Consider the following 17,668-nt stretch of genomic DNA (forward strand, 5'->3'; position numbering starts at 1 on the left):
CATGTCGTTGAGCAGATAAGTCGAGCGTTGACTGTAGCGCGACTCGCTCGCTGCGCATCTTCAATGCACGGAAGGCCAGGCGGATCGCGGATTTGGCGAAGCCGATAGCGTCGAGCCTGTCGCTCGAGGCGGAATAGTTTGCGTGATCGATATTGGTCGTTTTTTCTCCATCCTCGCGACGCGACCATTCGCGCCGTCAATTAGAGGAGGTTGCGATAAGACCAGGGGAGTGAGCGTTTGAGCCTCCGTCGAATTTTGGCCGAATTCGACGGAATGGATCCGTTAAACTGCGTATGCAACCACGGGAATCGACAGCCACTGTCAATCGCGGCCGCCGGGCTGGGCCACGGGCGCGTTTGGTTTCAAAGCGCGAACATCGCTAACTTAAGTGCCGATTGTTCCGGCATCGGATGCCTCACGCTGCGAGCTGATCCTCGCGAGCAGCCGCGATCATCACACTTGCGAGCAACGCATAGGCTGCCTCCCAAGCCTCGCCGACCGCCGGCGTGAAGGCCGTGCCGAGGCCCGCCGCCATCGTGTCGATGAGCGCTTGCCCGACGATCGGGTAATGATGCTCCTTGAAACCGCAAGCCCCATGACGCTTGGCGAGCTCGCGTACGGTCGGAAGGACGGTGTTGGCACGATCCAGTCCGCGCACGACGGAGCCCAGGCTCGCCATCAGCTCTGCGCCTTGCTTGGGCATGTCGCTCGCCAGAAACAGTGCGCGAAGATCCGAGTCGATCGCGAACACGCGTTCATAGAACAGAGCCGCGGCTGCCACGCGTATCGGGAGGACCTCGTGGAAACTATCCTGAACAAGTCGAATCTGGTCGGGTGTCATTGGCGACGCTCCTGCGCTCCTGGCCTGCCTGCGGCTCGACCATCCGCCCAAAACGTTTCGCATGCATGTCGTCCGGCGCGTCGATGTGTTTCAGGTGTGTCTCAATTGAGGTTCGGTTTGCGCTCAGTGTATTCAGATTCCTTCTGTGTCCTGACGGTGCCCGGAAACCTCTCAATGAAACCAAGCATCTAGGAAACATTCCCGAACAGTCCTCTGATCACAGATCACTCGATTTTTCATCGCCTGGTAGCTCACGGCCGAAGCTTATTGCGCCGCTGAATTTGTCGCAATCGGAGCAATGTCCGCACCGGTCGTCTCCCGCCATTCCCAACGCGCAAGTCGGATCGTCACCATCAGGATCCCAGTACCGCTTGAAAAAGTGGAGCCGGCCCGGGGACGGGGCCGGCTCCTAAACCCGGTCGTTGGGGACGGGGAGGTGGGGCTCGACCGGGTTTTTGCGTCGCGTCCTTAACGGACGCTGGCAACCGCGCCGGAGCGGCCGTCGTTGATCGTTACCCAAGCGCCAGAATTCTGGCTCGATTGGCGCTTCAGATAGGTGTAGTCGGTGTTGGTCCAGGACAGCACCCTGGTTTCGAGATTGTCGAGGATGAACTCTCCGAGGCTGGTGCGCACGGTCAGCACCGCGTGGCCGTCTCCGTTCGGCTGGCGCGCAACCGTCATCAGCAGGTCGCCGGCCGGAACGCCGATGTTCATCAGCGCACGGCGCTTTTCCAGCGCATAGTCCTCGCAGTCGCCGAATTCGCTGTTGGAATAGGACCAGACCTCTTCCTTGCCCCACAGTTCCATATCGGTGCGCGGCGCGATTCTGCTGTTGACCGAATTGTTGATGCTCACGATCCTCGCCCACAGCTTGCGGGTCAGTTCGATCGGCGCCTGCTTCGGCGTCCGCTGATTGCATTCCTGCGGGATCTTCTGGCAGAACTCGTAATGGCCGACCGGCTGTGTGGTGCGGCTGCCGGTGTGCATGAAGGCAGGTCCTGCTGCATACGCTGTTCCCCAGGCGGTAAGCTGCGTCGCCATTGCCAAGAGCAACAGCTTGCCCCTCGTCTTCTTCATCGTCCAGTCTCCCCGTTTGAGGAGACAATGACACGATTGGATTTATTCGACGCAAAGGCTCGAAGTAGACATTAAGTAAAACGCCCATAGAATAAACATAAAATTTGAATCATTTCAGTATAAAACTGTTGAGGTGGTTTTCGCCGGGATCACATCGGCGCGGCGCGGCGCCTTGGCGCGGCATCGGTGGCAGGCGGCGTTGACCGGCGCTCCAACAAAAAGCCGGCCGAAATGGGCCGGTCGATTGCGGGAGTGTGCGCTGTTTGTCAGGTGCCGGATGCGTTGAATTCGGAATCGAGCGTTTCCGCCCGCTGGATGACCGCGAACTCGATGGCGATGCCGTCCTCGAAATGGCGCACCACCTGGCCGCGCATGGTGCCCAGCATGACCTGGATGCCGATTGCCGGCTTGACGTCGATCTCGACCGCGGCGCCCGAAAGCGACAGGTCGATGATGCGGCACTGGTACTGGCGCCCGTCGCCGAGCTGAAGCACGCTGGTCGGATTGCGCGGCGCCACGCGTTCGTGGCGACGGTCTTCCGGCAGATCGAGCTCGTGCTTGTTGGCAAGCCAGGTCAATTGCGCTGCAAGCTTGTCCTTCTTGCGTTCCGACGCGATGACCGTCATCGCGAAACCGTCCTGCAGGATGCGGGTGACGACGCCTTCGATGCGGCCGATGTGATCGATATAGGCGATGACTTTCTCGCCCGGCATGCCGATGCGCTCGGTGCGAAGCGCTACATTGCCCGGCGACATGTCGACCACCTGGCACGGATGTTCGGTGCGATCCTCCAGCATGAAGCGTCCATAGATCTTCACGCGGACGCGCTGAAAGTTGCGCCTTTCAGCTTGGGACGGCGCGGTGTCGACCGCCGCTGACCTCATGACTGCCTACACCCCGTTTGGCATTCCGCGCGTTGATGCGAGGAACTTCGCCGGAAAGCTACAGCGAAGCGGGTTAACAAAGGGGAAAGCCTGACGCCGCTACTTTAGGGTTTTGGATTATTCCCCGCGCCCGCCGTCGAATACGACCAGGTGACGGATGCGGCGGGCCTGGCCGAGCGCCGAAATCGTCTGGGACGGATCGAGTTCCGACGGGACAAGCGAGGGAACGTCGATGGCCGGCCGGTTCTTGAGGAATAACGGTTCCTTCTCCGGATCGACGAGACGGATCGAATCGATCAGGGCGTCGGCGATCGGATCCGCGCCCAGCCAGAAGGGTTTTTCAGCGGCGCTTATCACGCCGAGGCAGCGCGGATTGTCGACGCCGCCGTCGAGCGGCAGGGCGAGCAGCTCGAACTTGCTGGAACGGTCGGTGCGGCTGAAAGCTTCATAGGTGATGAGCACGACGGATTTTTGATCGAAGACGCCCTGGATAAGTTTCGAGATAAGCCGCTGGTCCTTCTCGCGCCACAGCGAGGGAAAGGAAAACCCCTTGAGTTCACGGCCATAGACCGCGCAAAGCCTGGTGCCGGCGAGCCGGAATACCGCTTCGCCGCGCGTATCCTTTTCCAGGATGAATGTGTCGGCCAGCAGCGACTTGATATCGGCCGGCTCGACTTCCGAACGCTTCGGGGCAGGGCGCCCGTCACGCAGCCGGTTCCAATAATGGAACAGCGTGATCGATCCGTTCTGGTTCATGTTATGCTGCTCCGCGCAATCTGTCGTCTGATGTCCCATCGGTGAACAGAAGGGCGCCCTCCGAGGACCTACATGCGTTGCGGAGCAGGATGCGTGCCAGCATCGTTAACACTTGTTCACGGGTCGGGGCCGTTAAGGTTAACAAGTGGTTTACGTTGCGCTCCGCCCAGGCCCGTGGCACGTTAAAACCACTCCAGAAGCGGTCGTTTCGCAGCGATCGGCAGCATTTCAGTCAAGAGTTTGGGGGAGCATGGGGGCTCGACCAGCCGTTCAAGGGCAACCTTGGACGGCTTCTTTTTAATTCGCGCCAATTTTGATTCGCGCCGTTTTGATTTGCGTGGGGCGATTCGCCCTTTGTGAATCGGGTGACCGTGATCTACATGCTCGCCAAGTCGAAACCAGCGACTGAGTGCGAGCCATATGAGCGAACCAGCAAGCCCCTCGGAAATCGAACAGGGCGAGGGCGGACCTGTCGGCCACGAGCACGAGCCGGAGCCGCGTCGCGAGCCGGTGTTCAACATGCCGTCCGTCGTGCTGGCGCTGATCGGCATCTGCGTCGTCGTTCACCTGATCCGGTTCTACTGGCTCACCGACGACCAGGATTTCTCCCTGCTGATCCGGACCGCCTTCATTCCGATCCGCTACTCCGGTCGCTTCGACCTCGATTTCTACGCGTTTTCGAGCCCCTTCACCTATGCCTTCCTGCATGGCGGCTTTGCGCATCTTGCCGTCAACATGGTGTGGCTGGCGGCTTTCGGCTCACCGCTGGCGAACCGCTTCGGCGCGCTTCGTTTCAGCCTGTTCTTCGCCGCGACGGGGCTGGCGGCGGTATTTTTGTTCTGGGCCGTGCACCCGCTCGGCCAGACGCCGCTGGTCGGCGCATCGGGGGCGATTTCAGGCATGATGGGGGCCGCCGCGCGCTTCGGCTTCCGCACCGACCGCTCGTCCGGCAAAGCCGCTTTCGCCGGCGCGCCGCTGCCGATGGCGGCGGTGTTCCGCTCGCGCGGCGTTGTGACTTTTCTTGCCATCTGGATGGTGATCAATCTCGCCACCGGCCTCGTTGCCTTCGCGCCCGGCATCGACAGCCAGATCGCCTGGGAGCCTCATATTGGCGGTTTCGTCGCCGGCTTCTTCGGCCTGCGGGCTTTCGATCGGCGGCAGCAGGCGGACGAGTTCAGCGCCTGAGCCTCGCCGCACTTGAAAACCAATCGATCGCGGCGCACGATGTCTGGCACTAGGGAAAGCCGGTCAGGGCAGGAACCGGCAAGGTAAACTGAGGAGGACGCCATGACTGTTAAGGCAATTCTCGAGCAGAAGGGCCACGACGTGTTGACGCTCGGGCCGAACGAAAAGCTGAGCGAGGCCATTCGCATCCTGGCCGAGCACAGGATCGGTGCGCTGGTCATCACCAATGGCGATCACAAGATCGTCGGCATTCTTTCCGAGCGCGACGTCGTCCGTGTCCTCGCCAGGGAAGGGGCCGCCGCTTTGGACATCGCGGTGCGTTCGGCGATGACCCCCAAGGTGAAGATCTGCAATGAGAACCACACAGTCAACGAGGTCATGGAGATCATGACCAGTGGCCGTTTCCGCCATCTGCCGGTCGAGAAGGACGGCCTGCTCGACGGCATCGTGTCGATCGGCGACGTGGTCAAGCGGCGCATCGAGGATGTCGAGCGCGAGGCCGCGGAGATCAGGGCCTATATCGCGACGGCCTGAGCTCGCCAGCAAGTTTTGTCGAAGTCGGCGCCGCCCCTCATCGCCCTGCCGGGCACTTCTCCCCGTATAGTGACGGGGAGAAGGGGCCGGCCGCAGCCTTGGCGGCTTTTCTTGCTACAATGGAGATTGGCGAAATCGTTGATGCGGGCGCCCCTCTCCCCGTCACTATACGGGGAGAGGATGCCGGCAGGCAGGTGAGGGGCAGCGCAAACGTTTTCGATAACGGTTGCCCCTACCAGCCGGCGGCTTCACGCTTGTCTCCTTCTGCGGTTTGCATTAGCGGATGACTTCACCTTAAACGTCGAATTCACGTGAATTCCGTCACCGATAACGCGCAGGCCACCATGACCCTCATCGACACCCGCACACCCGACGCCAAGCGCCTGATATCAGGCGCCACCGGCGACTGGGAGATCATCATCGGCCTCGAGGTCCATGCGCAGGTGACCTCGCAAGCAAAACTGTTCTCCGGCGCCTCGACGGCGTTCGGTGCGCCGCCCAACGCCAATGTCAGCCTCGTCGATGCGGCGATGCCGGGCATGCTGCCGGTCATCAACGAGGAATGCGTCAAGCAGGCGATCCGCACCGGCCTCGGGCTGAAGGCCGAGATCAACCACAAATCGGTCTTCGACCGGAAAAACTATTTTTATCCCGATCTGCCGCAGGGCTATCAGATTTCACAGTTCAAGCAGCCGATCGTCGGCGAGGGCAAGGTGATCGTCTCCGTCGGTCCCGACCGGCAGGGCGAGTTCGAGGACATCGAGGTCGGCATCGAGCGCCTGCATCTGGAGCAGGATGCCGGCAAGTCGATGCACGACCAGCATGCGACGATGTCCTATGTCGACCTCAACCGCTCCGGCGTGGCGCTGATGGAGATCGTCTCCAAGCCCGACATGCGATCCGCCGACGAGGCCAAGGCCTATGTCACCAAGCTGCGCACCATCGTGCGATACCTCGGCACCTGCGACGGCAACATGGACGAAGGCTCGCTGCGCGCCGATGTCAACGTCTCGGTGCGCCGGCCCGGCGGCGAATTCGGCACGCGCTGCGAGATCAAGAACGTCAACTCGATCCGTTTCATCGGCCAGGCCATCGACTACGAGGCGCGCCGCCAGATCGCCATCATAGAGGACGGCGGCAAGATCGACCAGGAAACACGGCTGTTCGACCCCAACAAGGGCGAGACGCGCTCGATGCGTTCCAAGGAAGAAGCGCACGACTACCGCTATTTCCCGGATCCCGACCTGTTGCCGCTGGAGTTCGACCAGGCCTATGTCGATGCGCTGGCAAAGGATCTGCCTGAACTGCCCGACGCCAAGAAGGCGCGGCTGATCTCCTCGCTCGGCCTGTCGACCTACGACGCCTCGATCCTGGTGTCGGAAAAGGCGGTCGCCGACTATTTCGAGAAGGTGGCCGCTGGTCGCGACGGCAAGCTTGCCGCCAACTGGGTCATCAACGATCTGCTCGGTGCCTTGAACCGAGCCGGCAAGGGTATTGAAAATGCTCCGGTTTCGCCCGATCAGCTCGGCGCGGTCATTGACCTGATAAAAGAGGGCACCATCTCCGGCAAGATCGCCAAGGATCTGTTCGAGATCGTCTGGAACGAAGGCGGCGATCCGCGCCAGTTGGTCGAAAGCCGCGGCATGAAACAGGTCACCGACACCGGCGCCATCGAAAAGGCGGTCGACGAGGTGATTTCAGCCAATCCGGACAAGGTCGAGCAGGCGCGCGCCAAGCCGAGCATGGCCGGCTGGTTCGTCGGCCAGGTGATGAAGGCGACTGGCGGCAAGGCCAACCCGCAGGCCGTCAACGACCTCGTCAAGGCCAAGCTCGGGATCGAATAGGATGATGTTCGTTCGCACCGCCGGGGAGCGCGATCTTGCCGCGGTCCGGGCGCTGCTGGTCGAAACGTGGCACGCCACCTACGACGCCATCTACGGTGCTGCCAAAGTCGCCGAGATAACAGATGAATGGCATTCGATCGCCTCGCTCAAGGCCCGGCTGACACGGCCGAACTCCGAGTTCCTGGTCGCAGACGACGGCAACCGCATTGGCGGCATGGCTTTCGCCGCAGCCACCACGGATGCGAAGATCGTCATGCTGAACCAGCTCTACGTGCATCCGGCCTGCCAGAGGCAAGGGATCGGCCAGGCGCTGCTGGAAGAGGTCGAGGCCAGCTTTCCCGAGGCGCGGACGCTGCGTGTCGAAGTGGAAGAGGCAAATGCTCCCGCCGTCGCCTTCTATCGCTCGAAAGGGTTTTTGCCGGCCGGGAACACTGCTGACTGTGGCGGTGGCTCAGGGCTGCCGGCGCTGATTTTGGAAAAGGCGATCGAATAGATTTGCCTGGCCTGACAGGTCGCAGTCAGTTGCGTTTTTACGGGCCTGCGCCGGTCGGTTGCGGGCTGAATTGCGGAATCGCGGTCCGCAAAAAACAAGCCCGCAGGTAGAAATTCACCAGTGGCTACGCTGAGGCAAAAAAGCATGGTGCGACGCACAAAAATATTGCAATGCACTGCAGATGCCGTAACGTCAGGTTCTAGATGAACGAGACGGCCTTTCTACAAAAGCCGCCCACCGCAAAGGATGGAAACTATGACCAAGACCGCTGATAAAACTGCTGAAAACGTTGAGAATGCAGAAGTCCAGACCGAGGTAACCGATCAGTTCCGCGCTGTCGCCGAAAAGGGCGTCGAGCAATCGAAAGAAGCCTTATCGAAATTGGCGACCGGCGCCGAGGCGACTCAGAAGGCTCTTGAGTCATCCTTCGAAACAGCCAAGACCGCTAGCAATGAGCTGTCGCTGAAGACGATCGCCGCTTTGCGCGCAAATGTTGAGGCCAGCTTTTCTCACCTCGAAGCCCTGGTTACCGTGAAATCGCCCTCCGAGTTCGTCGAACTGCAGACAGACTTCTTGCGCAAGCAGGTGGAAAAGACCGTCGAGCAGAGCAAGGAGCTTCAGGCGGCGGCGACGAAAGCCGCCGAAGACGTATCCAAGCCGATCAAGGATGTCTACGAGAAGGCGATGAAGGATCTCAAGGTCGCCTGATTGGCCCTAAGGCATGTCGCGCAAAAGCACGCCCTCGGGCTTGAACCGAGGGTGCAAAGCAGTTTTGCAATAACGACATGCATCAAAGCAACAACTTGAAGCGCGTCGCATGAATCCATCCAAACGGCACGCGCTTCAGGCGGAGGGAACTTCCACATTGTCGATCAGTCGGGTCTTGCCCAGCCAGGCGGCTGCGAGCAGGCGTCCGTCGCGGTTTGGCCGCCACGGGGCGAGCGTCAGGCTCTCGCGCGCCGCGACATAGTCGACTTTGTCGAAGCCAGCCTCGACCAGCGCGCGGCTGGCCTCGGCGGTCGCACTGTCTTTATCCGCGCCTGCCGCGAGTGCCGCCGCCGTTCGGCGCAAGATGGCGTTGAGCTGGCGCGCCACCGCGAGCTCGGTTTCGCCGAGATAGGCGTTGCGTGACGACATGGCGAGCCCATGCGCGTCGCGTATTGTTGGCGCGCCGATGATGTCCACCGGCAGATCAAGATCGCTGCAGAGCTGCCTGACGACGCAAAGCTGCTGATAATCCTTTTCGCCAAAGACCGCGCAGTCGGGCGACGCCTGCAGGAAGAGCTTTGCCACGACGGTTGCGACGCCGTCGAAGAAGCTCGGCCGGAAATCCGATTCCAGCCCCGCGGCTGGCCCGCCGACCGAGATCCTGGTGGCGAAGCCGGCCGGGTACATCTGCGCCACACCAGGGGTGAAGGCAAGTTGTGCGCCGGCCTCGGCCAGCCGATCGAGGTCGCGGCCGAGCTGGCGCGGATATTTGTCGAGGTCTTCGCTCGGCGCGAACTGGGTCGGGTTGACGAAGATCGAGACAATGCAGCGATCGGCCTTCTCCAGCGCGATCCTGATCAGCGAGATATGGCCGTCATGCAGCGCACCCATTGTCGGCACCATGGCAAGGCTGAGGCCATCGCGACGCCAGTCGCGGATTTGCGCGCGAAGGGCGGCGACGCTGTCGACGACGAGAAGCCGGCTCATGCTTCGCCCCGGCTCATGCTTCGCCCTTGTCGGCTGCGGCCGAAAAAACGTGGTTCGGGCCGGGGAATGTCCGGCTGCGCACCTCCGCCGCATAGCCGGCTGCCGCCCGCGATATGACGATGCGCAGGTCGGCATATTGCTTGACGAATTTCGGCACCCGGTCGACGGTCAGGCCGACCATGTCGTCGATGACCAGGATCTGGCCGTCGCACTCGCCGCTGGCGCCAATGCCTATGGTTGGAATGGAAATGTGCCGGGTGAGGTCGGCGGCGACGGTCTCGACGGTGCCTTCTATGACCACCGAGAACGCGCCGGCCTTTTCGACCGCTTCGGCGTCGCGATAAAGCGCAGCCACATTCTCGTCGGTCCGGCCCTTGATCCTGTAGCCGCCGTCGCTTTCCACCGATTGCGGCTGCAAGCCGATATGTCCCATGACCGGAATGCCGGCAGCGACAATCGCCGCAATCTGTCGGGCAACTGTCACGCCACCCTCCAGCTTGACGGCCTGGCAACCGGTTTCGCCGACGATCCGCCGCGCCGAGGCGACAGCTTGGCGCGCCGTTGCCTCATAGCTTCCGGCCGGCATGTCGACCACCACACAGGCCCTGGCTGACCCTCGCATCACCGCTTGTCCGTGGGCGATCATCATCTCCAGCGAGGCGCCCAGCGTGGTCTTGTGGCCATGGAGAACCATGGCCACGCTGTCGCCGACCAGAAGCAGGTCGACATGATCGTCGAGCAGGCGAGCGATGGGGTAGGTATAGGCGGTGAGGCAGACGATCGGCTCGCCGCCCTTGCGCAGGCGAATGGAGCTGGCACTGATCCGCGGATCGGCGCCGGATGCGTCTGGGGCCATCATTCCCTCCCTCAACCGTCAATCAGGCTGGGTACCTGCATGCGGCGCGCTGAGCTTTAGAAAGACCGGGCAGCCTTGGCAAGGCATGCCTCGACAGGACGCGAAAGGCTTGCCACGGTGCGTCGGTTTTCCGACGGCGATTTGCGCGGCTCATGCGGCAAAACCCTTGCCTTGGCGATGGCCTGACGCCATAAGCAGGAAACAGGCGCCGCCGCTGCCGCCGCGAGAACTTGCCGCGAGGATTTTGGATGAAGACTTTCCTTCTGCAGTTTTTCACCTGGTGGAACAGCCAGACGCTGGGCACACGCTTCCACACCTGGCGGCATGGCAAGAAAATCGGGCAGGACGAGGCCGGCAACGTCTACTACGAGGGTGGTGTCGATTCGGAAGGCCGCACCCGCCGCTGGGTCATCTATCGCGACTATTCGGAAGCCTCGATGATTCCGCCCGGCTGGCATGGCTGGATGCATCACCGCGTCGATGTCCCGCCGCCGAGCGACAACTACAAGCCGCACGACTGGCAGAAGTCGCATCAGCCGAACCTCACCGGAAGTGCCGCGGCCTATCGCCCCAAGGGCTCCATACTCAGCAATCAGCATCGCCCGCAGGTGACCGGCGATTACGACGCCTGGACGCCGGGGTCGTAACCGCTCGCCAGGGGCGGATCGATCCTTTATCGCCACAATTGGCGTTTAGCAGCTTGTCGATCTGACAGCAGCGACTAGCCTTGGGCGCGACAGAATCACCCCGGGCGCAAACGACCGGATCCCTACATGAGCATTTTCAGCCGAATCTCGATAGGCGGACTGACGGTGGCCGCCACCGCTTTTGCGGCTTTTAGCATCGCCGCCGCTCAGACGCTGGAGGCGCCAGTGGACCCGGGGGCGCCGACGGAATTTGAGGCGCCAATGGAGCCGGAGGCGCAAGTGGAACCGGAGGCGCCAGTGGACCCGGCTGCACCGCCATTGGACCCGGATGCGCCGGTGGAACCGGATGCGACAGTGGCGCCGGCGGCACCGGCGGCGCCACAACGCATCACCAATCCTGTCGCCGAATTCGCCGGCATCGACAAGATCACCGGCCGCATCATCACCTTCGATGTCTATATCGACGAAACGGTGCAGTTCGGCGCTTTGCAGGTGACGCCGCGCATCTGCTATTCGCAGCCGCAAACCGAAGAGCCGAAGACCGATTCTTTCGTCGAGGTCGACGAGATCACGCTGGATCGCAAGATCCGCCGTATCTTCACCGGCTGGATGTTTGCCGAAAGCCCCGGCCTCAACGCCGTCGAGCACGCCGTCTACGACGTCTGGCTGAAGGGCTGCAAGCAGAAGTCGGAGGTGCCGGCACCCGACGCGGCCAAAACCAATTAGCCAGACCAGTTATAATGCCTGGCGTGCGGGATCGCCCGTTCGCAATCACTTACTGAGCCTTCCGGAACCGCCTTATTCTCCGTGCGTTGGTCATGGCTGGCGTTACGGAGATGTTCGCATGATGGCCAACAAGAACGAACTCCTCGATCTCGAAAAAGGGTTCTGGACCGGCGACGCTGCCTATTTCAAAGCCAATGCCGACACCAAATGCCTGGTGGCTTTCCCACAGATGGCGCAAACGATGAGCAACGCCGATCTGGCCGAAACCGCGACGGACCCAAATCGCTGGCGCGATCTCGACATCGACCTCAAGGGCATCATCGAGCCGGGCAGCGACATTGTCATGCTGACTTATGAGGCCCATGCCACGCGCGAGAATGGCGAGCCTTATGCGGCGCTGGTCAGCACCGGCTATGTCCATCGCGTCAATGGCTGGAAGATGATGTTCCACGCGCAGACGCCTCTTGAGCCTGCCGCAAAAACCTGACCAAAAACCCGACCTTTGGCGCAGATCATGGGAAAAACACCGCCTCGCCCTTCAGCGCGTCGGCCAACATCTTTTCATACTTGCCCCTTGGCACGTCGACCGCGCCGAAGCGTTTGAGGTGCTCGGTGGTGAACTGCGTGTCGAGCAACGCAAAGCGCCGTTCCTTCAGGCGTTCGACCAGGTGCACCAGGCAGACCTTCGACGCGTCCGTTTCCCTGGCGAACATGCTTTCGCCGAAGAACACCCGGCCGAGAGACACGCCGTAGAGGCCGCCAACCAGCCGACCCTCGCGCCAGGCTTCGACCGAATGGCAATGGCCCATCCGATGCAGTTCGACATAGGCCTCGCGGATCGGCGCATTGATCCAGGTCGACCGGCGTTCCTCGCGCCTCTCGGCACAGCCGTCGATGGTCGCCTCGAAATCAAAATCGAAACGGATATCGAACAGGTTTTTCCGGATCGCCTTCCTCAGGCTTTTGGGCGTGTGAAATCCGTCCAGCGGGATGATGCCGCGCGTCTCCGGCCGCACCCAGAACACTTCCGGATCGGTGGCGCTTTCGGCCATCGGAAAGACCCCCGAGGCGTAGGCCTTGAGCAACAGGTCGGTCGGGATGCGATAGCCTGGCGCGTAGGGACGGGTCATCGCGTCATTATATTCTATAAGTTCACGTCCTAATCCTCATCGGCCAGATATTTTTCCAGCCAGTGGATGTCATACTCGCCATTGGCGATATCGGCATTGCCGACGAGATCGCGAAACAGCGGCAGCGTCGTCTTGATGCCGTCGACGACGAATTCGTCGAGGGCCCGCCGCAGCCGCATCATGCATTCGACGCGATTGCGGCCGTGCACGATCAGCTTGCCGATCAAACTGTCGTAGTAGGGCGGGATCTTGTAGCCGGAATAGACGCCGGAATCGACACGGATGCCGAGGCCGCCCGGCGTGTGGAAGTGGGTGATCGTGCCGGGCGAGGGGGTGAAGGTGCGCGGATCCTCGGCATTGATGCGGCATTCGATGGCGTGGCCCTGAAAGCGGATCTCTTCCTGGCGCATGGAAAGCCCGCCGCCCGAGGCGACGCGGATCTGCTCATGCACGAGGTCGATGCCGGTGATTGCCTCCGTCACCGGATGCTCGACCTGCAGGCGCGTGTTCATCTCGATGAAATAGAACTCGCCGTTCTCATAGAGGAATTCGATGGTGCCGGCGCCGGAGTAGCCGAGATCGGCAATCGCCCTGGCACAGACGCCGCCGATATGCGCGCGCTCCTCGGCATTGAGCGCCGGCGAGGGCGCCTCTTCCCAGACCTTCTGGTGGCGGCGCTGCAGCGAACAGTCGCGTTCGCCGAAATGCACGCCGCGGCCGGCACCGTCGCCGAACACCTGGACCTCGATGTGGCGCGGCTTTTCGAGATACTTCTCGATGTAGACGGCGTCGTCGCCGAAAGCGGCACCGGCTTCCGAGCGCGCCGTCTGCAGTGCGACCACAAGATCGGCTTCGCTGCGCGCCACCTTCATGCCGCGTCCGCCGCCGCCGGCCGACGCCTTGATGATCACGGGGTAGCCGATCTCGGCGGCGATGCGTCTGGCTTCCTTTTCCTCGGTGACCGCCCCGTCGGAGCCGGGCACCACCGGAATGCCAAGGCGCTTTGCGGTGCGCTTGGCCTCGATCTTGTCGCCCATGATGCGGATGTGATCGCCGGACGGGCCGATGAACGTGATGTTGTGCGCGGCGAGGATATCGGCGAATTTGGCATTCTCCGACAGGAATCCGTAGCCCGGATGAACCGCGTCGGCGCCGGTGATCTCGCACGCCGCAACGATCTGGTGGATGTTGAGATAGCTGTCGCGCGACGGCGGTGGGCCGATGCAGACGCTCTCGTCGGCGAGACGCACATGCATGGCGTCGGCGTCGGCGGTGGAATGCACCACCACCGTCTGGATGCCGAGCTCCTTGCAGGCGCGCAGCACCCTCAGAGCGATTTCGCCGCGATTGGCGATGAGGATTTTCTGGAACATTTTTCGGCTGTTCCCGGCTCTACTCGATCACGACGAGCGGCATGCCGTATTCGACCGGCTGCGCATCCTCGAACAGGATCGCCGTCACCGTTCCGGCACGCGGCGAGGGGATCTGGTTCATCGTCTTCATCGCCTCGATGATCAGCAGCGTCTGGCCTTCCTTGACCTGTTGGCCGACCTCGATGAACGCCTTGGCGTCGGGCGATGGCGCCAGGTAGGCGGTGCCGACCATCGGCGAGGCCACTGCGTTCTTGGACACGTCGGCCGCTGCCGGGGCGGCTGCGCCAGCCGGCTGCGCTGCCGGCGGCGCATAGGCGGGCTGCGCTGCGGCGACCGCATGGACGGCCGGCGCCTGTCGCGACACGCGCACCTTCAAGTCGCCCAGCTCGACCTCGATCTCGGTGAGGTTGGTGTCGTTCAGTATGCCCGCCAGATCGCGGATAAGCTGCTGGTCAACACCATTCTTTTTTATCGACATTTTCGAGCCTTCTGTTTGTTGGCCGGTCATAGGCGTGCGGCCAGCGCCTGCAGCGCCAGTGTGTAGCCGAGCGGCCCGAACCCGCAGATCACGCCGACGGCGACTGGCGAGACCATGGAGACGTGGCGGAATGATTCTCGCGCATGGATGTTGGAAAGATGAACTTCGGCGACGGGCAATGGCGCGACGGAGCGGATGGCGTCGTGAATGGCGATCGAGGTGTGGCTGTAGGCGCCCGGATTGATGACGATGCCGACAGCCTTGTCGGCGGCTTCCTGTATCCAGTCGACGAGGTCGCCCTCATGGTTCGACTGACGGAAATCGATCTCGAGCCCAAGTGCCGCACCTGCCTGCTTGCAATCGTCGGCGATCGCGGCCAGCGTCTTGCCGCCATAGATGCCCGGCTCGCGCTTGCCGAGCGCGTTGAGGTTGGGACCGTTAAGGACGAAAACCGTTTTCAAAATGCCGACCTTTCCCGGTGTGGTTTCGAATCCGAAATTCGCAATACCTTGGAGCAGCGCTTTGAACGAATTTCGGCTTCAAAGCCACACTGGCAATTTATACATTTCTGATGTGGTGGATTTAAAGTTCCTGAACACTGACGCCACCAAAGCAGCAGGAACTTCAAATCCACCACATCAGCGCCGGCATCAGTCGGCGCACCGGGTCTCTATAATGGGCTTAGACGCCTGCGAAAAGAGCGCAAGTGGGTTCTTTCGCTGTCCACAACAGGCGGAAAATGGCCTGCGCCGAAAGCCAGCCGCCGATCAGAGTGCGGCCTTGGCCGCTTCGATCTTCTCCGCCAGCACGCCTTGGCCGAGCGCACCGAACACCACCTCGTTGCCGACCACATAGGAGGGCGTTCCGGTGATGGCCAGCTTGTTGGCAAGATCATAAGTCTTGGAGAGGGCCTCGGCGATCGACGGATCCTTCATCTTCTCGCGCAGCGTCGCTTCGTCGGCGCCGAGCGAAAGCGCTACCTTGATGGCCGCCGCTTCGGTGGCGCGTCCCTGGGCGCCGAGCAACGCGTTGTGGAACTCGCCGTATTTCTCCGGCATCATCAGGTGGAAGGCCATCGAGACGACGCTTGCCTTCTGCGAATCCGGGCCGAGGATCGGGAACTCCTTGAGCACGAAGCGCAGATCCGGATCGGCTGTCGTCAGCGTCTGCATGTCCTCCATGGCGCGTTTGCAGTAGCCGCAATTGTAGTCATAGAATTCGACGATGGTGACCTTGCCGTTCGGATTGCCGACGACGCCGTCGAAGGCCGAGTTGAAGATCTGGTCCTTGGCATCTTTGATGACGTCGAGACTGGCGACGCGCTGCGCCTCCTTCTGCTTGGCCTCGAGCGCCTCCTGAGCTTCCAGCAGCACTTCCGGGTTCTTCAGCAGATAGTCGCGGATGATGCCTTCGACTTCAGCCCGGTCGATCTTGGCGTCGGCGGAGGCTGCCTGGGCGATCTGCGCGGCATCGGCCTTTGCCGTCTGCGGACTTCCGGTCACGAACCCGAAACCCAGCATGGCGAGAGCGACCGCCACGCCCGTGGTGCCCAGCAGAATTGCCTTCTTCATCATCCTGATCCTCTTGCCTGGTTTCCGGCCGGGTTGTCCGACCCGATTGGTTCGACTACCCGATTGGTCCAACTACTTGTCGCCGCGCACGGCCGGAAGGTTCACTTTTTCTTGCCTGATGGTGCGTAGTTTATGATGTCCTGCGCGCGGATCCAGCCCGGCTCGCCACGCTTCATTTTCATCTGCGCGCGCATTGCGAAGATCTTGGCATCCTTGTAGGCGCCAGAATAGAAATGGCCTTCGGCGGTCGCAAGGTCGGCGGCCGGAATGTTGCCAAGCTCGCCATAGGCCTGCGCAAGATGGCGGTAACCGACGGCGTTTTCTCGGTCGCGCGCGAGACCCTTGTTGATCTGCACCACCGCTTTCTCCAGGGAATCGGGCGTGCCGACTGCCATCAGCGCCTGGCCGTAGGAAACCGGCAGCAGCCCGGATCGCGCTGGGTCGAGGCTGACCGCCTTGGCATAGGCTTCCGCGGCAGCCTTCGGTTTGTTCGCCTTCATCAGGATGTCGCCGCGCAATTCCTGGAAATAGGGGTTCTTCGGCTGTGCCTTGATCAGCGCGTTGGTCTTGGCGAGCGCCCCGGCCAGATTGCCGAAAAGGTAGCTCGTCTGCGCGTCGCCATATTGCGAGGCGAGGCTGCCCGGCATCTTGCGCATCAGCCGCGATGCGGCGGCCTGACCGCCCATATAGGCAGCGATCTTGATGCGCATCATGTCGTGCCGCTGCTGCAGCGCCGGCGGATCGACCTTTTCGACGTAGGGGCTTTTTTTGACCAGGACTTCGAGGTTGGCGATGCGTTCGCGCGGCAGCGGATGGCTGATCCGGTAGGGGTCGACCTGCGCCCCCGAGAGCGAAAGTGCGCTCTGAAAGCGGCCGAAGGTCTTCAGCATGCCCAGGCCGGACTGGCCGGTGGCATTGAGATAGGTTATCGCCGAGCGGTCGGCGGTCATCTCTTCGGTGCGCTGATAAGCGAGGATGCTGCGCTGCGCCATCTCGCCGCCGCCAGCTGCAACCCCCATGCCGGCGCCGGCCAGGCCCCGGCTTTTGCTGGTGGCGCCGGCAACCATGGCACCGGCGCCAAGCAGCGTCGCGATGATGGCCATCGTCTTGGCGCGTTCGAGCTGGTTGCGCAATTTTTGCTGGTGGCCACCGGCGATGTGGCCGGCTTCATGAGCGATGACGCCAATGATCTCGTTGGGCGTCTCCGCCGACATCAGGGCGCCGGTGTTGATGAACAGGCGGGACCCGGCAACGAAGGCGTTGAAACTCTGGTCGTTGACCAGCACGATGTCGACGCCGTCTTCCGGCAGGCCCGCGGCCCTGAAGATCGGCCGCGCATAGGCGCGCACCAGCGCCTCGATCTCGGCATCGCGCACCACCGGCACGTTTTGCGCAAAAGCGCTGACGGTGCCGGTCACAGCGACCGCCGCGGCAAGCGAAAGCGTCGCGAAGGCGCGCGCTGCCCTGGCTATCGTCGATTTGGGTCGGCTCAACATGGCAGGTCCACTGGTAGACGAGCGGGTGAAGGATGAAAAGTCGGCACTGAAACTTTACTGAACTTGTGAACCTCACATCAAT

At 61.9% G+C, this 17,668-nt stretch carries 20 protein-coding genes; 8 read left to right on the plus strand and 12 right to left on the minus strand.

The features are described from left to right. Nucleotides 1-415 precede the first annotated feature (415 nt). The 4 genes from AC0L2B_RS22895 to AC0L2B_RS22910 all read right to left on the minus strand — a co-directional run bounded on the left by AC0L2B_RS22895 (nt 416) and on the right by AC0L2B_RS22910 (nt 3,558). Nucleotides 416-841, minus strand: coding sequence for a globin family protein (locus tag AC0L2B_RS22895; protein WP_473746897.1), 426 nt, complete (start codon nt 839-841; stop codon nt 416-418). 468 nt (nt 842-1,309) lie between these two features. Next, on the minus strand, nt 1,310-1,918 hold the full coding sequence (locus tag AC0L2B_RS22900; protein ID WP_287248119.1) for a transglutaminase-like cysteine peptidase: 609 nt from the start codon (nt 1,916-1,918) through the stop codon (nt 1,310-1,312). Between the two features lie 266 nt (nt 1,919-2,184). Next, a complete protein-coding gene (locus tag AC0L2B_RS22905) occupies nt 2,185-2,802 on the minus strand; it encodes a PilZ domain-containing protein (protein WP_473746898.1) in 618 nt (205 codons plus the stop codon). A 117-nt stretch (nt 2,803-2,919) separates the two neighbouring features. Beyond that, nucleotides 2,920-3,558 (minus strand): PAS domain-containing protein, encoded by a 639-nt coding sequence (locus AC0L2B_RS22910; RefSeq protein WP_473746899.1) that lies wholly within the window; start codon nt 3,556-3,558, stop codon nt 2,920-2,922. Nucleotides 3,559-3,978: 420 nt separating this feature from the next. Between AC0L2B_RS22910 and AC0L2B_RS22915 the strand changes: the two genes are divergently transcribed. From AC0L2B_RS22915 to AC0L2B_RS22935, 5 genes are all read left to right on the plus strand, one after another. Continuing rightward, the gene (locus AC0L2B_RS22915; RefSeq protein ID WP_473746900.1) at nt 3,979-4,743 is read left to right on the plus strand and encodes a rhomboid family intramembrane serine protease; all 765 of its coding nucleotides are present in this window, start codon (nt 3,979-3,981) and stop codon (nt 4,741-4,743) included. A gap of 102 nt (nt 4,744-4,845) precedes the next feature. Next, nucleotides 4,846-5,277, plus strand: coding sequence for a CBS domain-containing protein (locus AC0L2B_RS22920; protein ID WP_023798170.1), 432 nt, complete (start codon nt 4,846-4,848; stop codon nt 5,275-5,277). Nucleotides 5,278-5,621: 344 nt separating this feature from the next. Beyond that, nucleotides 5,622-7,121: an Asp-tRNA(Asn)/Glu-tRNA(Gln) amidotransferase subunit GatB gene (gatB, locus tag AC0L2B_RS22925; RefSeq protein ID WP_473746901.1), complete on the plus strand. Its 1,500-nt coding sequence runs from the start codon at nt 5,622-5,624 to the stop codon at nt 7,119-7,121. A 4-nt stretch (nt 7,122-7,125) separates the two neighbouring features. Next, nucleotides 7,126-7,614, plus strand: coding sequence for a GNAT family N-acetyltransferase (locus tag AC0L2B_RS22930; protein WP_473746955.1), 489 nt, complete (start codon nt 7,126-7,128; stop codon nt 7,612-7,614). Between the two features lie 255 nt (nt 7,615-7,869). Then, nucleotides 7,870-8,322, plus strand: coding sequence for a phasin (locus tag AC0L2B_RS22935; protein WP_027154463.1), 453 nt, complete (start codon nt 7,870-7,872; stop codon nt 8,320-8,322). A gap of 135 nt (nt 8,323-8,457) precedes the next feature. On the opposite strand, the gene panC is transcribed toward AC0L2B_RS22935, so the two are convergent. Together panC and panB are read right to left on the minus strand one after the other, a co-directional pair. Beyond that, nucleotides 8,458-9,309, minus strand: a complete 852-nt coding sequence (gene panC / locus AC0L2B_RS22940; RefSeq protein ID WP_473746902.1) for a pantoate--beta-alanine ligase — start codon at nt 9,307-9,309, stop codon at nt 8,458-8,460. A 13-nt stretch (nt 9,310-9,322) separates the two neighbouring features. After that, complete coding sequence (gene panB / locus AC0L2B_RS22945; protein ID WP_473746903.1) at nt 9,323-10,165, minus strand: 3-methyl-2-oxobutanoate hydroxymethyltransferase; 843 nt, start codon at nt 10,163-10,165, stop codon at nt 9,323-9,325. Nucleotides 10,166-10,413: 248 nt separating this feature from the next. Here panB and AC0L2B_RS22950 point away from each other — a divergent pair, with 248 nt between their 5' ends. From AC0L2B_RS22950 to AC0L2B_RS22960, 3 genes are all read left to right on the plus strand, one after another. Next, the gene (locus AC0L2B_RS22950; RefSeq protein WP_473746904.1) at nt 10,414-10,812 is read left to right on the plus strand and encodes an NADH:ubiquinone oxidoreductase subunit NDUFA12; all 399 of its coding nucleotides are present in this window, start codon (nt 10,414-10,416) and stop codon (nt 10,810-10,812) included. A 126-nt stretch (nt 10,813-10,938) separates the two neighbouring features. Next, complete coding sequence (locus tag AC0L2B_RS22955; RefSeq protein ID WP_473746905.1) at nt 10,939-11,538, plus strand: DUF2155 domain-containing protein; 600 nt, start codon at nt 10,939-10,941, stop codon at nt 11,536-11,538. 118 nt (nt 11,539-11,656) lie between these two features. After that, nucleotides 11,657-12,025, plus strand: a complete 369-nt coding sequence (locus AC0L2B_RS22960; RefSeq protein WP_128173247.1) for a hypothetical protein — start codon at nt 11,657-11,659, stop codon at nt 12,023-12,025. Nucleotides 12,026-12,050: 25 nt separating this feature from the next. On the opposite strand, the gene aat is transcribed toward AC0L2B_RS22960, so the two are convergent. The 6 genes from aat to AC0L2B_RS22990 all read right to left on the minus strand — a co-directional run bounded on the left by aat (nt 12,051) and on the right by AC0L2B_RS22990 (nt 17,586). Beyond that, entirely contained in the window at nt 12,051-12,668 is a 618-nt protein-coding gene (aat, locus tag AC0L2B_RS22965) for a leucyl/phenylalanyl-tRNA--protein transferase (RefSeq protein WP_027154458.1), read from the minus strand. Nucleotides 12,669-12,697: 29 nt separating this feature from the next. Further along, complete coding sequence (gene accC, locus AC0L2B_RS22970) at nt 12,698-14,041, minus strand: acetyl-CoA carboxylase biotin carboxylase subunit (protein WP_027154457.1); 1,344 nt, start codon at nt 14,039-14,041, stop codon at nt 12,698-12,700. A 19-nt stretch (nt 14,042-14,060) separates the two neighbouring features. Continuing rightward, entirely contained in the window at nt 14,061-14,519 is a 459-nt protein-coding gene (gene accB / locus AC0L2B_RS22975) for an acetyl-CoA carboxylase biotin carboxyl carrier protein (RefSeq protein WP_023798158.1), read from the minus strand. Nucleotides 14,520-14,545: 26 nt separating this feature from the next. Continuing rightward, nucleotides 14,546-14,980 (minus strand): type II 3-dehydroquinate dehydratase, encoded by a 435-nt coding sequence (gene aroQ, locus AC0L2B_RS22980; protein ID WP_031254564.1) that lies wholly within the window; start codon nt 14,978-14,980, stop codon nt 14,546-14,548. A 306-nt stretch (nt 14,981-15,286) separates the two neighbouring features. Continuing rightward, nucleotides 15,287-16,090: a DsbA family protein gene (locus AC0L2B_RS22985; RefSeq protein ID WP_473746906.1), complete on the minus strand. Its 804-nt coding sequence runs from the start codon at nt 16,088-16,090 to the stop codon at nt 15,287-15,289. Between the two features lie 101 nt (nt 16,091-16,191). Further along, a complete protein-coding gene (locus AC0L2B_RS22990; RefSeq protein WP_473746907.1) occupies nt 16,192-17,586 on the minus strand; it encodes a M48 family metalloprotease in 1,395 nt (464 codons plus the stop codon). Nucleotides 17,587-17,668 lie beyond the last annotated feature (82 nt).

The sequence above is a fragment of the Mesorhizobium sp. WSM4815 genome, from assembly GCF_055811575.1.

Excerpts from the sequence above, each read along its gene's own strand:
- AC0L2B_RS22900 (WP_287248119.1), bottom strand. The coding sequence starts at position 1,918 with ATGAAGAAGACGAGGGGCAAGCTGTTGCTCTTGGCAATGGCGACGCAG.
- AC0L2B_RS22960 (WP_128173247.1), top strand. The coding sequence starts at position 11,657 with ATGATGGCCAACAAGAACGAACTCCTCGATCTCGAAAAAGGGTTCTGG.
- panC (WP_473746902.1), bottom strand. The coding sequence starts at position 9,309 with ATGAGCCGGCTTCTCGTCGTCGACAGCGTCGCCGCCCTTCGCGCGCAA.
- AC0L2B_RS22910 (WP_473746899.1), bottom strand. The coding sequence starts at position 3,558 with ATGAACCAGAACGGATCGATCACGCTGTTCCATTATTGGAACCGGCTG.
- AC0L2B_RS22915 (WP_473746900.1), top strand. The coding sequence starts at position 3,979 with ATGAGCGAACCAGCAAGCCCCTCGGAAATCGAACAGGGCGAGGGCGGA.
- AC0L2B_RS22985 (WP_473746906.1), bottom strand. The coding sequence starts at position 16,090 with ATGAAGAAGGCAATTCTGCTGGGCACCACGGGCGTGGCGGTCGCTCTC.
- aat (WP_027154458.1), bottom strand. The coding sequence starts at position 12,668 with ATGACCCGTCCCTACGCGCCAGGCTATCGCATCCCGACCGACCTGTTG.
- AC0L2B_RS22990 (WP_473746907.1), bottom strand. The coding sequence starts at position 17,586 with ATGTTGAGCCGACCCAAATCGACGATAGCCAGGGCAGCGCGCGCCTTC.
- gatB (WP_473746901.1), top strand. The coding sequence starts at position 5,622 with ATGACCCTCATCGACACCCGCACACCCGACGCCAAGCGCCTGATATCA.
- accC (WP_027154457.1), bottom strand. The coding sequence starts at position 14,041 with ATGTTCCAGAAAATCCTCATCGCCAATCGCGGCGAAATCGCTCTGAGG.
- AC0L2B_RS22895 (WP_473746897.1), bottom strand. The coding sequence starts at position 841 with ATGACACCCGACCAGATTCGACTTGTTCAGGATAGTTTCCACGAGGTC.
- AC0L2B_RS22905 (WP_473746898.1), bottom strand. The coding sequence starts at position 2,802 with ATGAGGTCAGCGGCGGTCGACACCGCGCCGTCCCAAGCTGAAAGGCGC.
- AC0L2B_RS22935 (WP_027154463.1), top strand. The coding sequence starts at position 7,870 with ATGACCAAGACCGCTGATAAAACTGCTGAAAACGTTGAGAATGCAGAA.
- AC0L2B_RS22920 (WP_023798170.1), top strand. The coding sequence starts at position 4,846 with ATGACTGTTAAGGCAATTCTCGAGCAGAAGGGCCACGACGTGTTGACG.
- panB (WP_473746903.1), bottom strand. The coding sequence starts at position 10,165 with ATGGCCCCAGACGCATCCGGCGCCGATCCGCGGATCAGTGCCAGCTCC.
- accB (WP_023798158.1), bottom strand. The coding sequence starts at position 14,519 with ATGTCGATAAAAAAGAATGGTGTTGACCAGCAGCTTATCCGCGATCTG.
- AC0L2B_RS22955 (WP_473746905.1), top strand. The coding sequence starts at position 10,939 with ATGAGCATTTTCAGCCGAATCTCGATAGGCGGACTGACGGTGGCCGCC.
- AC0L2B_RS22930 (WP_473746955.1), top strand. The coding sequence starts at position 7,126 with ATGTTCGTTCGCACCGCCGGGGAGCGCGATCTTGCCGCGGTCCGGGCG.
- AC0L2B_RS22950 (WP_473746904.1), top strand. The coding sequence starts at position 10,414 with ATGAAGACTTTCCTTCTGCAGTTTTTCACCTGGTGGAACAGCCAGACG.